Here is a 12,772-nt window from a genome sequence, read left to right as displayed (position 1 = left end):
TATGTCTCTGCAGGCCAAGTCCGAAACGTCAGCACCTGAAACCATCGAAGCGGCGCTCCCCGAAGGCACGGTGCTGCATCTCTGGCTGAAGGCACGCCATGCCGCCAGCGAGGCGAAGCTCTTCGTCGCCGTTGATGGCAACGACATCGGCGAGCCCTCGACCCGCCGCACGGGGGAATTTGAATTCTTCGCTGTGACGCTCGCGAAAGGCGGTTGGGCTACGCTGTCCTATGATGCGGCAACCACAGCGCTCTCCGTCGCTTATGTCTTCCGGCCGGAAACCGTGATGAAGGAGGGCATCAGCGTCCTCCACAGCGATGCCCGCACCGCCGCCCCCAACGTGCCCGACAGCTACCACTTCCGCCCGCCCTTTGGCTGGATGAACGATCCGAACGGTTTTGGACGGTTCGGCGGAAACGCTCACCTCTTCTACCAGCACTATCCTCATGAGCCGCGCTGGAACACCATGCACTGGGGCCATGCCGTCTCGAAGGATTTCGTCCGCTGGACGCATCTGCCCATCTTCCTCTTCCCGGCGGCGCATCTATCGGAAAAGGACGATGGCCGTGGCGGCGCCTTCTCCGGCTCAGCGATCCCCGGCACCGGCCCGGAAGGCGAGGAAATCCGCGTCTTCTACACCGAGCATGTGCGTGACCGGCAACCGGAAGAGCAAATCCAGCTTTCCGCCGTCAGCCGCGACGGCATCGTCGCCGGCCTGCCGGAAACCATATTGCCGCTGCGCCCGGAAGGCTTGAACCTCACCACCGATTTCCGCGACCCCTATGTCTTCAAAGGCCCGGACGGCCGCTTGAAGATGCTGCTCGGCAGCCGCGACAGGCAGGGCGGCGTAGTACTGCTCTATGAAACCGCAGACGCGCAAGGTGCCGATGGCTGGACCTTCCTCGGCATCATCCATCGCGAGGACGGTTTCGGCATGACGGCGGCGGAATGCCCCTGCATGGTGCCGCTTTCCGGCAAAAACGGACAGACCCGCTGGGCGCTGATCTTCGGTCTGCTCACCAGCCGCGACCCGGCCACCGGCCGCCGCAACCTCACTTCCGTCACCGTCGGCGGTTTCGATGGCCGCACCTTCACCGCGGAGTTCGAACAGGAGTTGGATTTCGGTTCGGATGCCTATGCCTTCCAGGCCTTCGTTGATGGCGACGAGCCGGTCGGCATCGCCTGGCTCGCCAACTGGACGGATTTTTCCAAGAAGGACGATTTCCCGACGGCCATGACCCTGCCGCGCCGCGTGCTTCTCGATGGCGACACCGTGCTGACCCCGCCGGTCGCAGCCGTCGAAAGCCTGCGCCATCAGTTGCTGGACGACACCGCGCTTGCCGCCGGCAAGACCGTGCCGCTCGGCACCGGCGCCGTCGAGATCACACTTGATCTCACCGAGCCGGGCGCCGCCTTCGATCTCACCTTCGATCATCCGGATGTCGATCTCGGTGTGAAACTCGATGCCGATGGTCTGGCGATTGTCTTCGACGCCCGCACCGATAAGACGCCGCCGCGTTACATCGCCACCGGCGCGAAACCGTCGAGCCTGCGCATCTTCCTCGATGCCGGTTCCATCGAGGTCTTCGCTGACAACGGCCGCTGGACGGGGTCCAAACGCATTCCGGGCTTTGCCGCCGCACGTTCGGCAACGCTCACCGGCGTCGTCGCCGAGGCCGGCGTCTGGCAATTGAAACTGTAAGGGAGGACAGACAATGGCATCGGTAGCAATCGACCGGGTTCTGAAACAATACGGCGCAGCCTCGGTAATCCACGGGGTTTCCGCGGATATCGAGGACGGTGAGTTCGTCACGCTCGTCGGACCGTCGGGCTGCGGCAAGTCCACGCTTCTGCGCATGCTGGCGGGGCTGGAGGATATCAGCGGCGGTGAAATCCGTATCGACGGCCGCGTCGTCAACGACGTCGCGCCGAAGGAGCGCGATATCGCCATGGTGTTCCAGTCCTACGCGCTCTATCCGCACATGACGGTGCGCGAAAATATGGGCTTTGCCCTCAAGCTGCAGGGGCGCGACAAGGCGACAATTAACAAGCTGGTGAGCGAAGCCGCCGGCATTCTCGCACTTGAACCCCTGCTGGAGCGCCTGCCGAAACAGCTTTCCGGCGGCCAGCGCCAGCGCGTCGCCATGGGCCGCGCCATCGTACGCCATCCGAAAGTGTTCCTGTTTGACGAGCCGCTGTCCAACCTCGACGCCAAACTGCGGGTGACCATGCGCAGCGAGATCAAGGAGCTGCATCAGCGCCTTGGCACGACCATCGTTTACGTCACCCACGACCAGATCGAGGCGATCACCATGGCCGACAAGATCGTCGTCATGCGTGCCGGCCGCATCGAGCAGATCGGCAAACCGCTCGATCTCTACGACCGTCCGGATAACACCTTCGTCGCCGCCTTCATCGGCTCGCCGTCGATGAACCTCTTCGAGGGTGGCGTCAGCGACGGCGGCTTCCGTATCGAAGGCGGCGTTTTCCTGCCACTTCCGCCGCAATTGAGCCAAAGCGCGGCGCGCACCTACGGCATCCGCCCGGAAGACCTCGACATTGCTGAGACAGGCATTCCGGCCACCGTGCTGACTGTCGAGCCGACTGGTGCGGAGACCCATCTTTCGGTGCGTGTCGGCACGCAGACGGCAACCATCGTGCTGCACCGGCGGGTCGATTTAAAGCCCGACCAGCAAATTCACCTCGCGCCCAAATCCGAGAAAATCCACCTCTTCTCCGCCGAAGGCAATCGGATAGACTGATCCTCCGGCGCCTCCCGCTGAGCCGCGTCCGTCATTTGACGGGCGCGGTTCGGTTCCGGTACCATCCAGCCTTGCGTCTTGGTTTTGGGGTGATCGGCCCTTCAGTTGATCGAATGGACCAATTGCGCGGCGATCTGCTGCCACAGTTCGAATCTCTTCAAGAGCGAAGATGTCAAGGTAGAGCGCTCGCGGGTCTCGCGCGCCATTGCGCAACGGCGCGAACTGGTAGGTTCACGGTGCAGGATAGGCCATCGCTGGCGACCGATAATGTTACCCGCCGCCACCGCTTGACATTTACCGGCACGGAAACCATCTGACGCCCGGTTTCTGCGAAATGGGGATTATCGATGACCACGGTACAAGAACGGCAGCCTGAACAACATGCATTCGAAGCTGATGTCAGCCGGCTGCTGCACATGATGGTGCACTCGGTTTATTCGGACAAGGACGTCTTCCTCCGAGAGCTGATTTCCAACGCGGCGGACGCCTGCGAAAAGCTGCGTTACGAGTCGATTTCCCGGCCGCAGCTCTCGACAGATGGAGCTCAGCCGGAAATTCGGGTCACGCTCAATGATGAGGCTTCGACCCTTGTCGTCGAGGATAATGGCATCGGAATGAGCCGCGACGAGATGATCGACGCGCTCGGCACGATCGCGCGGTCTGGAACTCGCGCTTTCATGGAGCGGCTGGAGGCGGCCAAAGCGGGGGAGAAAGCCGAATTGATCGGCCAGTTCGGCGTTGGTTTCTATTCTTCGTTCATGGTTGCCGACAAGGTCGATGTAATCTCCCGGCGCGCCGGGGAGGAGCAAGCCTGGAAATGGTCGTCCGATGGCAAGGGCAGCTATGAGATCGTGGCTGTTGACCTCAGCGAAGCGCCCGTCACGGGAACGCGTGTCGTGCTGCATCTGATGGACGACGCAAAAAAATATACCAGCAAATGGACGGTCGAAAAGATCATCCGCGACCAGTCCGGCCATGTGCCGGTTCCCATCCGCCTCGCGGAGAAGGAAGGTGCCGAGGCTTCTCAAGTCACCGATGGTGCGGCGCTGTGGACCAAGCCCAAGAGCGAGATATCAAAGCAGGATTACGACGATTTTTATCGCGGTGTATCCGGCCAGTACGACGAGCCGCTGACCAATATCCATTTCCGCGCCGAGGGCCGCCATGAATATACGGCGCTTGCCTTTATACCCGGCTCGCAGCCGTTCGATCTTTTCGATGCAGATCGTCACGGTCGCATGAAACTCTACGTGAAGCGCGTCTTCATCACCGATGAAGCAGAGTTGCTGCCACGCTATCTGCGTTTCGTGCGAGGTATCGTCGATACGTCGGATCTGCCGCTGAACATCTCGCGCGAGATGATCCAGGATAGCCCGATCCTTGCCGCCATCCGCAAAGGTGTCACCAGTCGCGTGCTGACGGCGCTGGAAAAGATGGGCGAGGGTGATGCCGAGACGTTCGGTAAATTCTGGGATCTATTTGGGGCAATCGTCAAGGAGGGGATCTACGACGATTTTGAACGCCGCTCCCAGCTGCTCAAGCTGTCTCGTTTCCGCAGCACCGCGTCGAACGAGGCAACGCGCAGTCTGGCCGACTACCTGCGTGACATGAAAGAGGGGCAATCGGCGATCTACTACATCACGGGCCTTTCCCTTGATCAACTGAATGCATCGCCACAGCTCGAAGGCTTCCGCGCCAAGGGGATCGAAGTCCTCCTGCTCACAGATTCCGTCGATAGCTTCTGGACGACAAATGCCCGGGACTTTGAAGGCAAGCCGTTCAAATCGATCACGCAGGGCCTGTCCGATCTGGACGACATAGCTGGCAACGATGAGGGCGGCGGCGACAAGCATGAAGCCTCTCCGGAAGTTGCCGCGTTTATCGACTTTGCTCGAGGGTTCCTTGGGCAGGAAGTCGCCGATGTCCGCGTCTCTGGCCGATTGACCGAGAGTGCGGTTTGCCTTGTCGCCTCTGAACATGGCCCGGATCGACAACTCGAGAAAATACTCCAGGGGGCAGGCAGGCTACAGACCGCATCGAAACCGGTCCTCGAGGTCAATGCGCAGAGTAGTCTGGTGAAGGCCATCGCCGCGATGAAAGACCAGGCCTTTCGGGAAGATGCTGCCTGGCTTCTCCTCGATGAAGCGCGAATCTTGGACGGCGACAGGCCAACAAACCCGCGCGCGTTTGCTGAGAGACAAGCCAGGCTTTTCGCATTGGCGATGGCGCAGAACACATAGTCGCCTGATATTATCGGGCCTCGGGCGATCGCCTGAGGCCTCGTCATATGCTGGTCAGGTTAGAGATAAGATAGTAGCCTAAAACAAAGAACTGGCTAGCCGCGAGCGTCGTCACTGAGGGTCCGCGGTTCGAATCCGGCCAAGGCCAAACCCTCACGGCATCTGAGCCCCACTCACAGCAACGTACACCGCATAAACAGACCGTGTTGCCGCAATAAACAGCCGGTTGCGTCTCGGCCCGCCGAAGGTGAGGTTGGCGACGGTTTGGGGGATGCGGATCTTGCCGATCAGTTTGCCTGCGGGGTCGAAGCAATGGACGCCATCGGCGGCACTCGACCAGAGGTTCCCGTTCATATCGGTGCGGATGCCGTCCGGGATGCCGGTGTCGATCTGGCAGAAGACGCGGCCGTTGGCGAGGCTTGCGCCGTCGACCACGTCGAAGGCGCGGATGTGGCGCGGCAGGTTTTCGTCGTGGCTGGCTGCCGAATCCGCGACGTAGAGAATGGTCTCGTCGGGCGAGAAGGCAAGGCCGTTCGGCTGGGTAAAATCGGTGACGACGGCGGAAAGCGCGCCGGTCGCCGGGTCGAGCCGGTAGACGTTGCGGGTCGGCTGCTCCGGCACGGCGCGATAGCCTTCATAGTCCGACATGATGCCGTAGGTGGGATCGGTGAACCAGATCGAGCCGTCCGATTTCACCACCACGTCGTTCGGCGAATTGAGCCTGGCGCCCTCGAAACGATCGGCGAGCACGGTGATCGAGCCGTCGACCTCGGTGCGGGTGACGCGGCGCGTCCCATGTTCACAGGAAATCAGCCGTCCCTGCCGGTCGCGTGTATGGCCGTTGGTGAAGTTGGAGGGTTGGCGATAGACGGAGATGCCGCTCTCCGGCGTCCATCGCAGCATGCGCTGGTTGGGAATATCGCTCCATAAGAGCTGGTTCGCGTCGTTGAACCAGACAGGCCCCTCCGCCCAGCGGCAGCCGGAATAGAGTTCGTCGAGGCCGGCGCTCGTGACGATCAACTGCCGGAAGCGCGGGTCGTGAATTTCGTAGATGCTGGCCTCGGCCATGGCGGTCTTCCCAATTATCGCATGCCGGCCCGGCGGCCGCCGGCGAGCATGATGACGCTGATGATGATGAGGCCGGTCATGATCAGGCGGATGCCTGCGCCGAGCCCGTAGGTGTTGAGCATGGAGACGACCAGGAACATGAAGAGCGATGCGCCCCAGATCCCCGGCACGTTGGAATCGCCGCCGGCGACCGCCGTGCCGCCGATCACGACGACGGCGATCGACATCAAGAGATATTCCGAGCCCATGTTGAGCGCCGCGCCGCCGGAAAAGCACGCCAGCAGATAGCCCGCGACCGAGGCAAGAACGGCGCAGAAGAGGTAGGTGACGAAACGCGTGCCGTCGACCGGAATGCCGGCCATGCGGGCTGCCGGCATGCTCTGGCCGATCGCCGAGATCCAGCGCCCATAGATGGTCTTCTCGAGCAGGAACCAGGCCAGCAGCGAGATGAGGAGTGCGACGATCGCCACATTCGGCACGCCGAGCGTGTGCGACGTGGTGAATTCCGCCAGCATGCTCGGCGGCTTGATGCGCAGTCCCCGGTTCGTCCAGATCGCGGCGGACTGCACGATGAAGCTCATGGACAGCGTGGCGATGATCGGCGGAATGCGCAGCGCCTTGATGAGCGCATAGTTGCCGAGGCCGACCACGAGGCCGATGACGATGGCGACGAGAAGACCGGGCAGGATCATGCCGTTTTCGACATTCATCAGCTTCAGCGCCACCGTGCCGGCAAGCGTCATGGTGGCGGGAACCGAGAGGTCGATATTGCCGGGGCCGAGCGTGATGACGAACATCTGGCCGATGCCGACGATGACCGAGAAGGCCGCGAAGGTGAGGGCTGCCTGCGACAGGCCGAGCGTGCTGGCGCCGAGCGTCACCATGATCGTCAGGAACCAGACGATGAAGGCGGCAAGCCACGACCAGATCCACGGTTTGCGAAAGAGGCGAAGGAGAGGGGTCATCGGCGCTTCTCCCGCTTTTCCAGGCGGTTCAACATCAGACGAAGTCCAAGCACGATGATCAGGATTGCGCCCTGCGCCCCGATCTGCCAGTCCGGCGAGATCCGCAGGAAGGACAGGAACGAGCCGGCGAGCGTCAGCGTCAGCGCGCCGATGACGGCGCCGATCGGGGAGACGCGGCCGCCGATGAACTCGCCGCCGCCGAGGATCACGCCGGCGATCGACAGCAGCGTGTAGCGCAGCGCGATATTGGCATCGGCCGAGGTGGTCAGGCCGACGAGGGCTATGCCGGCGAGCACAGCGAAGAGTCCGGCAAGGCCATAGGCGGCGGCGCGCGCCGCGACGATCGACCAGCCGGCGCGCTCGACCGAGCGCTGGTTGCCGCCGATGCCGCGCATCAGCACGCCGAGCGAGGAGCGCATGACGAGGAGATGGGCAACCACGGCGATGACGATGCTGGCGACGATCGCCATCGGCGCCAGCGGCGGCTTGACGGTCATCAGCCAGCGTACCCAATCGGGCGCCTGCCCGCCCGGCGCCGGCAGCAGTAATACGGCAAGGCCGCCCCAGACGAAGCTCATGCCGAGGGTCACGACGATGGAGGGCAGGTCGCGCAGATAGATGACGACGCCAAGGGCCGCATAGGTTGCGATCGCCCCGGCAAGGATCAGCACGCCGGTCACGGGAGCATCCCGCAAAAAGGTTGCGGTGACGCAGGCGACGAAGCTGACGAATGTGCCCATCGAGAGATCGAGATCGTTCACCGCCATCACGATCATCTGGGCGATCGTCGCCAGCGCGATCGGCACAGCCAGGTTGAACAGCAGGTTGAGTCCGACATAGCTCATGGCGCGCGGCTGCAGCCAGAAGACGGCGGCAAGCAGCAGCGTCAGCGACAAGGCGGGAATGGCAAGACGCATCGCGTCGGACGACAGCCGGACCGTCATGCGGCGACCCCTTCGAAGGAGGCGGCGATGATATTCTTCTCGTTGACGGCGTCGCCGGCAAGTTCGGCCGTGATGCGGCCTTCGCGGAAGACATAGACACGGTCGCAGAGGCGGACCTCGTCCATTTCGGTCGAGTACCAGATGAAGGTCCGGCCATGCGCCGCTTCCTCGCGGATGATCGCGTAGACCTCCTGCTTGGTGCCGACGTCGACGCCGCGCATCGGATCGTCCATCAAGACGACAGGCGCGCGTGTCGCCAACGCCCGGGCAAAGAGCACCTTCTGCTGGTTGCCGCCGGAAAGCGACAGGATGCGATTGTCCATATCGGGCGTGCGGATCTCGATCCGCCGCTTCCAGTCAGCGCCCTTCGTCTCCTCTTCGCCCGCGCGGATGAGGCCGCGCCGGGAGAGGTCACCGAGCGAGGCGATGGAGAAATTGCGCAGGATGCTCCACAGCTCGAAGACGCCGTTGAGGCGTCGATCGCCGGCGACGAAGGTGACGAGCGGATCGCGCTCCGGCAGCCAATTGCCGGATTGGGCGGCATGCAGGGCGAGCAGCAGCTCGGTCTGCCCGTGGCCGGCCAGACCCGCCAGTCCGATGATCTCACCCTTGCGCGCCGCAAAGGGCAGGCCTTTCGCCTGATGGGACAGAATGAGCGGGGCGGTGGAGTGTTCGCGCGCCGAGCGCTGCTTGGTCTCCTCCTTCGCAACGGTGCCCATCGCTTCCACCAGGCCGTGATGGTCGAAGCCCTGCGCCGGGCGCTCGGCGACGACACGGCCGTCCTTCATGACGACGATGCGATCGGAGGTTTCGAGGATCTCGTGCAGGATATGCGAGATGAAGATGACGGACCCGCCCGTGGCGATGAAGCGGCGGACATGATCGAGCATCTGCCGGGCAAGGCTTGCATCGAGCGACGAAGTGGGTTCGTCGAGGATCACCAGACGCGGCGCAATGCCGGCGTCGGAAAAGGCCATTGATATCTCGACCATCTGCCGCTCGGCGATCGAAAGATCGCCCACAGTCCGGCTGCTGTCGATGCCGTGGCGGGGAAAGACGGCATCGAGGCTTTTCTCGATGATCTCTGCGGCGCGCCTGCGCCAGCCGAAGCCGCCGAGATGGCGATGCATGATACGCGTGTTCTCGACGATCGAAAGGTTTGGGCAGAGCGATAGCTCCTGGAAGACGCAGCGTACGCCGCGGGCACGCGCCGCGTTGATACCGTAGCGCTCCAGCCGCTCGCCGTCGCTCGCCACGCTTCCTTCTTGCGGCGTGAGGCCGCCGTTGATCACGCTGACGATGGTGGACTTGCCGGCGCCATTGTGTCCCACCAGCCCGACGCATTCGCCCGGCATGACGCGGAGGGTCACGCCGTCGAGTGCCCTGACCGCGCCGAAGCTCACCTTGGCGCCCTCGACGGCGATCACCGCCTTCAAAACCTCATCCATGCTGCCCGCCATGCCTGCTTCGCAAAGAATGCCGCGCGGCCAATTGCGGCCGCGCGGCAGTCGTCGGGAGATTTACTTTGCCGACTCGATGACCTTGATTGCGTCCGCCTGCGTGTATTCCACATTGGCGACGCCGCCGGCCTGGGTATTGGCGAGGTTGGTTTCGAGATTGTCCTGGTCGATGCGCAGGAAGGGCACGACGAGGTCCTTCTTCACCTCTTTGCCGTCGAGGATCTGCTGCGCCACCCAGAATGCGAGCGTCGAGACGCCGGGTGCGATCGACACGGACATGGTCTCGTAGCCCTTCGCGTCCTTCTGCTCCTTCCACCATTTCAGCTCGTCTTCGCGGTTGCCCATGATGATGATCGGCATCTTCCGATCGGTCGCGGCAATCGCCTGTGCGGCGCCATAACCGTCGCCGCCCTGCGTCACCACGCCGGCGATGTCGGGCAGGCTCGGCAGAATGCCGGCAACAGCCTTCTGCGCCACGTCCTGCGCCCAGTCGCCGTGAACGGAGCCAACAATCTTGAACTGCGGGAACTGCTTGACGCCCTCGTGAATGCCGGCCGAGATCTCGTCGTCGACGAAGACACCGGCAAGGCCGCGGATCTCGAGCAGGTTGCCGCCGTCCGGAATCTTCTTCGACAGGTACTCGACTTCGCTGCGGCCCATTTCCTTGAAGTTGACGGCGATGCGCCAGGCGCAGGGTTCGGTCACGATGCCGTCGAAGGAAACGACGGTGATGCCGGCGTCGCAGGCTTCCTTGACCGCACCGTTCAGCGCCGTCGGCGAGGCGGCGTTCAGCACGATGGCGTCATAGCCCTGCAGGATCATGTTCTGGATCTGCGCGGCCTGCTCCGTCGCCTGGTTCTCGGCAGTGGTGAAGGGGTCGGCTGCGGCAACGGTACCGGCCTTCACGGCCTCGCCCGTCACCTTGCCCCAACTCGTCAGCATGGCCTGGCGCCACGAGTTGCCGGCATAGTTGTTGGAAAGGGCGATTTTCTTGGCCGACGTGTCGGCAAAGGCGGAAACGGGCATCGCGGCGCAAGCAATAGCGGCCGATGCCAGAAACATCTTGCGGATTGTCATGTCTTCCTCCCTGATGATCGCGCCGGCGGCGGATCGCTTCACTCCTGCCGGCCCAATCGGGCCCGAGTGAAAATTGTTCTTGCACTGAGCTTCCTCCTCTCAGTAAGGGCAGGATGCGGGAGATCGATCGGCCTGTACAGTGTCAAGGCGGCAAGTCGTTTGCGGGTTTTGCGCAACAAGCTGCGGGTTTACGCAAGACGGCGGCCCTTCCGCGGGCGCTTACTGGGAAGGGATCGCGGCGGGTTGAGGAGCCTGCTGGCATCTCGGGGAGGAACTGACGATGCTGCATCTTTCACCCGCAGCCATGTTCGACCACTATCTCGGCATTTCCCGGCTGCTCGCGGGCCAGCTCGATTTCCGCTCGGCCATCCGTTCCGTCGCAGCCGAGGTCGCCCATATCATCCCGCACGACCATCTCGATGTCTGCGTGCTGCTGGAGGGCGGCAATTACCACACGGCCTACGAGACGGGGATCGAGACCGCCTGGGGCGATCTGGCCGGCGCGCCCGTCGTCAACAGCCCCATCCGCTCGCTGCTCCGGGGCGAGGTGGACTTTCTGCTGGCGGACGACGCCATGACGGATCCGCGTTTCCACTTCGAGGGTGCGTTCAAGCGGCCGATCGTCGAACAATCGCTGAGGAGCCGCCTGCATGTGCCGATGAAGGTGCAGGGCACGATCATCGCGGCACTGTCCTGTTCGTCGCACCGGGCGGGCGTCTATACGATGGAGGATATTGAACGCGCCCGCATCATCGCCGACCTGCTGACGCCCTATTTCTTCGCGCTGCAGGCGGCCGAGCAGGCGCAACGCTCGGCCATCGTCGAGGCCGAAGCCCGCGCCCGCGAGGAGGGATTGCGGCAAGGTGCGCTGAAGCTTACCGAAGCCCTGGAGCAGGAACGCCAGCGCATCGGCATGGACCTGCACGACCAGACGCTTGCCGACCTGACGCGGCTTGCCCGGCGGATCGATCGGCTGTCGCGCAACGGCGAAGTGGCGTCCGAGGCACTGGAGCCCGTTTCCCGTTCACTCCAGCATTGCATGCAGGATCTGCGGCAGATCATCGAGCAGGCGAAACCCTCCGTGCTCCAGCTCTTCGGCCTCGCCCAGGCGATCGAGCATCATCTCGACCGGTCGACCCGCGACACCGGATCGGCCATCGAATGGGGCCTCGTCGACGAGACCCACGGCGCGTTGGAACGACTGGAGCCGACCGTCAGCGTCGCGCTGTTTCGCATCGCCCAGGAAGCGATCAACAATGCGGTGCGCCATGCCGCTCCGCTCACCGTCACGGTGCGGCTCGAGGCCGACGACGAACGGCTGTCGATCGAAATCTTTGACGACGGAACCGGGCTCGCCAAGGCGCGGGGACGGATCGGCGGCGGCATCGACAATATGAAGACCCGGGCGCGGCTGATTTCGGCGCGCTTCACCACCGGGCCTGGCCACAACAATCGCGGCACCGTGGTGCGTGTCGTGCTGCCGCTTGGCCCACACGACCCGGCGAACGGGCCAAACTGAGGAGAAGGGCACGATGAAAGTTCTGATCGTCGAGGACGACCCGCTGCACCGGTCCTATCTGCACGAGGCCGTCAACGCGGCCCTGCCGGAATGCGACACGGTGATCGAGGCGGAGAACGGAACCGTCGGCGAGAAGCTCGCCCGCGACCACAAGTCGGCACATATCGTCATGGACCTGCAGATGGCGAACCGCAACGGCATCGAGGCGGCGCGCACCATCTGGAAGGAGCGGCCGGAGACCCGCATCCTGTTCTGGTCGAATTATTCGGACGAAGCCTATGTGCGCGGCGTCTCGCGCATCGTGCCGGATGGCGCCGCCTATGGCTATGTGCTGAAATCCGCCTCCGACGAGCGGCTGAAGCTTGCGCTGCGTTCGATCTTCATCGAGAGCCAGTGCGTCATCGACCGCGAGGTGCGGGGCCTGCAGCAGAAGAGCCTCGGCCAGACGAACGGCTTCACCGATTCCGAATATGAGATCCTCGTCGATATCGCGCTCGGCCTCACCGACCGGGCCATCGCCAAACGCCGGGGTCTGTCGCTGCGCAGCGTGCAGAACCGCCTGCAACAGCTCTACGACAAGCTCGACGTCTACCAGAGCGCCGGCGACGACCACGAGGACGGCCGCTTCAATCTGCGCGCCCGCGCCGTCACCGTCGCCTTCCTGCGCAAACTGCTGAATTACAGCGCACTGGAGCGGGCGGAGGCAGAGCTGCAGGAGTGGCTTGACGGAAAGTAGT

At 63.3% G+C, this 12,772-nt stretch carries 10 protein-coding genes; 5 read left to right on the top strand and 5 right to left on the bottom strand.

Annotated elements, in window-relative coordinates; genetic code table 11:
- The first annotated feature begins 1 nt into the window (after position 1).
- From EEQ99_RS00900 to htpG, 3 genes are all read left to right on the top strand, one after another.
- The gene (locus EEQ99_RS00900) at positions 2–1,702 is read left to right on the top strand and encodes a glycoside hydrolase family 32 protein (RefSeq protein ID WP_127429874.1); all 1,701 of its coding nucleotides are present in this window, start codon (positions 2–4) and stop codon (positions 1,700–1,702) included.
- Between the two features lie 13 nt (positions 1,703–1,715).
- Complete coding sequence (locus tag EEQ99_RS00895) at positions 1,716–2,762, top strand: ABC transporter ATP-binding protein (protein ID WP_127429873.1); 1,047 nt, start codon at positions 1,716–1,718, stop codon at positions 2,760–2,762.
- 347 nt (positions 2,763–3,109) lie between these two features.
- Entirely contained in the window at positions 3,110–5,002 is a 1,893-nt protein-coding gene (htpG, locus tag EEQ99_RS00890) for a molecular chaperone HtpG (protein WP_097542558.1), read from the top strand.
- A 153-nt stretch (positions 5,003–5,155) separates the two neighbouring features.
- Here the strand turns inward: htpG and EEQ99_RS00885 are convergent, their stop codons facing one another.
- The 5 genes from EEQ99_RS00885 to EEQ99_RS00865 form a co-directional block, all read right to left on the bottom strand.
- Positions 5,156–6,070 (bottom strand): SMP-30/gluconolactonase/LRE family protein, encoded by a 915-nt coding sequence (locus tag EEQ99_RS00885; RefSeq protein WP_097596067.1) that lies wholly within the window; start codon positions 6,068–6,070, stop codon positions 5,156–5,158.
- Positions 6,071–6,084: 14 nt separating this feature from the next.
- Positions 6,085–7,035 carry an ABC transporter permease gene (locus tag EEQ99_RS00880; protein ID WP_047612104.1) on the bottom strand — a complete coding sequence of 317 codons (951 nt, stop codon included), beginning with the start codon at positions 7,033–7,035 and terminating at the stop codon, positions 6,085–6,087.
- Complete coding sequence (locus EEQ99_RS00875) at positions 7,032–7,979, bottom strand: ABC transporter permease (protein WP_097596066.1); 948 nt, start codon at positions 7,977–7,979, stop codon at positions 7,032–7,034. The genes EEQ99_RS00880 and EEQ99_RS00875 overlap by 4 nt, the downstream gene beginning before the upstream one ends.
- Positions 7,976–9,427 (bottom strand): sugar ABC transporter ATP-binding protein, encoded by a 1,452-nt coding sequence (locus EEQ99_RS00870; protein ID WP_127429872.1) that lies wholly within the window; start codon positions 9,425–9,427, stop codon positions 7,976–7,978. Before EEQ99_RS00870 ends, EEQ99_RS00875 begins: the two co-directional genes overlap by 4 nt.
- 72 nt (positions 9,428–9,499) lie before the next feature.
- The gene (locus EEQ99_RS00865; RefSeq protein ID WP_097542561.1) at positions 9,500–10,516 is read right to left on the bottom strand and encodes an ABC transporter substrate-binding protein; all 1,017 of its coding nucleotides are present in this window, start codon (positions 10,514–10,516) and stop codon (positions 9,500–9,502) included.
- Positions 10,517–10,796: 280 nt separating this feature from the next.
- Here EEQ99_RS00865 and EEQ99_RS00860 point away from each other — a divergent pair, with 280 nt between their 5' ends.
- Entirely contained in the window at positions 10,797–12,035 is a 1,239-nt protein-coding gene (locus EEQ99_RS00860) for a GAF domain-containing sensor histidine kinase (RefSeq protein ID WP_063475765.1), read from the top strand.
- Between the two features lie 13 nt (positions 12,036–12,048).
- Entirely contained in the window at positions 12,049–12,771 is a 723-nt protein-coding gene (locus EEQ99_RS00855; protein WP_008536437.1) for a response regulator transcription factor, read from the top strand.
- Position 12,772 lies beyond the last annotated feature (1 nt).

The sequence above is a fragment of the Rhizobium anhuiense genome, from assembly GCF_003985145.1.
Classification (GTDB): domain Bacteria; phylum Pseudomonadota; class Alphaproteobacteria; order Rhizobiales; family Rhizobiaceae; genus Rhizobium; species Rhizobium anhuiense.
Note: the sequence above shows the minus strand (reverse complement) of the source record. Positions and strands in the feature narration are given on the sequence as shown.

Excerpts from the sequence above, each read along its gene's own strand:
- EEQ99_RS00900 (WP_127429874.1), top strand. The coding sequence starts at position 2 with ATGTCTCTGCAGGCCAAGTCCGAAACGTCAGCACCTGAAACCATCGAA.
- EEQ99_RS00895 (WP_127429873.1), top strand. The coding sequence starts at position 1,716 with ATGGCATCGGTAGCAATCGACCGGGTTCTGAAACAATACGGCGCAGCC.
- htpG (WP_097542558.1), top strand. The coding sequence starts at position 3,110 with ATGACCACGGTACAAGAACGGCAGCCTGAACAACATGCATTCGAAGCT.
- EEQ99_RS00885 (WP_097596067.1), bottom strand. The coding sequence starts at position 6,070 with ATGGCCGAGGCCAGCATCTACGAAATTCACGACCCGCGCTTCCGGCAG.
- EEQ99_RS00880 (WP_047612104.1), bottom strand. The coding sequence starts at position 7,035 with ATGACCCCTCTCCTTCGCCTCTTTCGCAAACCGTGGATCTGGTCGTGG.
- EEQ99_RS00875 (WP_097596066.1), bottom strand. The coding sequence starts at position 7,979 with ATGACGGTCCGGCTGTCGTCCGACGCGATGCGTCTTGCCATTCCCGCC.
- EEQ99_RS00870 (WP_127429872.1), bottom strand. The coding sequence starts at position 9,427 with ATGGATGAGGTTTTGAAGGCGGTGATCGCCGTCGAGGGCGCCAAGGTG.
- EEQ99_RS00865 (WP_097542561.1), bottom strand. The coding sequence starts at position 10,516 with ATGACAATCCGCAAGATGTTTCTGGCATCGGCCGCTATTGCTTGCGCC.
- EEQ99_RS00860 (WP_063475765.1), top strand. The coding sequence starts at position 10,797 with ATGCTGCATCTTTCACCCGCAGCCATGTTCGACCACTATCTCGGCATT.
- EEQ99_RS00855 (WP_008536437.1), top strand. The coding sequence starts at position 12,049 with ATGAAAGTTCTGATCGTCGAGGACGACCCGCTGCACCGGTCCTATCTG.